At 33.5% G+C, this 1,158-nt stretch carries 2 protein-coding genes; both read right to left on the reverse strand.

Annotated features, from left to right (window positions below; all coding sequences use genetic code 11):
* Positions 1-19: 19 nt before the first annotated feature.
* Positions 20-784 (reverse strand): helix-turn-helix transcriptional regulator, encoded by a 765-nt coding sequence (locus tag I3255_RS14555; RefSeq protein WP_238039461.1) that lies wholly within the window; start codon positions 782-784, stop codon positions 20-22.
* A 33-nt stretch (positions 785-817) separates the two neighbouring features.
* Positions 818-1,138: a MarR family winged helix-turn-helix transcriptional regulator gene (locus tag I3255_RS14560; RefSeq protein WP_238039462.1), complete on the reverse strand. Its 321-nt coding sequence runs from the start codon at positions 1,136-1,138 to the stop codon at positions 818-820.
* Positions 1,139-1,158: the final 20 nt, after the last annotated feature.

Raw genomic sequence — 1,158 nt, forward strand, 5'->3', positions numbered from 1 at the left:
CTTAATTAAAAGAACCTAGTTATTTTATATTCAGGTCTTTTAAGTCATTAGATACAGTTTTTTGAGAAACTCCTAAATAATTAGCAATTTGATTCTGAGTCATATTATGAACTAATCGAAGCTGCTTAACTGTTTCTAGTCTTGACTCTTTTGTGTCTCGCGAATCAATTCGCGTTCTACTTTCATGTTGAATTCCATTCATGTTATATTTTTCAATAACATATCGATCCCCATTCATATCTTCAGCTGTTAAATTAAATCCATTTGTATTCATATTAATATTAATATCAGCTAATTGACCATTTTGTAATGCCTGTAAGCCTTGCAAAACTTCAATTGGCATATTTGAATTAGAATTTACAGGAAGACAGTTAGGCATTGTCTCAATATATCCAGAAGACGGTAGTATATTGTTATGGCTAGAAGGAATTGGTAATAATACTTGGTTTGATCCCGAAATAAAATTTAAAGATTGATACTGTTGAAAATCAGTATTGCAGATCAACTCAATACTATTATTAAAGTTTGTTGTACAATATAACAACTGGTTTTGACCATAACCTTGTGGCTGATAATACATCAAGTTTGATACATTACCGTTAACCAACACAGTAATCGGCTGATAGTTTGGATTATAGCCGCTCTGTGTTTGAAAAGTTAAGACTAAGCTATCTCCATTACGTATAAAATGTACAGGAGCTAACATTCCATTATCTAAACCTACATATATATGATATAGGTTACCATCTATCGGAGATGGGTAGTAAGCATTTGATGTGTACATACTTCACCTAGTTTTATAGAAAACCACAATATACTAGGTATAGTAATTACTAGTATAAGCAATGTCAACGCGTTTCTTATATAAATAAATAACACCTCCATTTTGTCTTACTAAAATATCTCTCACTAAATATCCCCGCTCCCAAATCGTCTTCAACAAAGTACTGGCCCACGAACTCGACAAATTACAACGCTCGGCTATCTGCTCAGAAGTTACCTCTTCCCCAGGATTTATTGACTGCAGAACTTTCAGCTGGGTTTTACTCAATTTAATTAAGCCAACTTGATGGGGAACTGCTCGTGCAGCTTCCATCAAATTAGCGTTGATTTGTTCGTTTTTCGCACAAATCTGCATTCTTATTATCATCCGCTAAG

It is taken from the genome of Psychrobacter sp. Ps6, from assembly GCF_022129235.1.
Taxonomy (GTDB): Bacteria; Pseudomonadota; Gammaproteobacteria; order Pseudomonadales; family Moraxellaceae; genus Psychrobacter.

Bases quoted from the DNA above. Each gene is read 5' to 3' on its own strand.
- I3255_RS14555 (WP_238039461.1), bottom strand. From the start codon at position 784: ATGTACACATCAAATGCTTACTACCCATCTCCGATAGATGGTAACCTA.
- I3255_RS14560 (WP_238039462.1), bottom strand. From the start codon at position 1,138: ATGCAGATTTGTGCGAAAAACGAACAAATCAACGCTAATTTGATGGAA.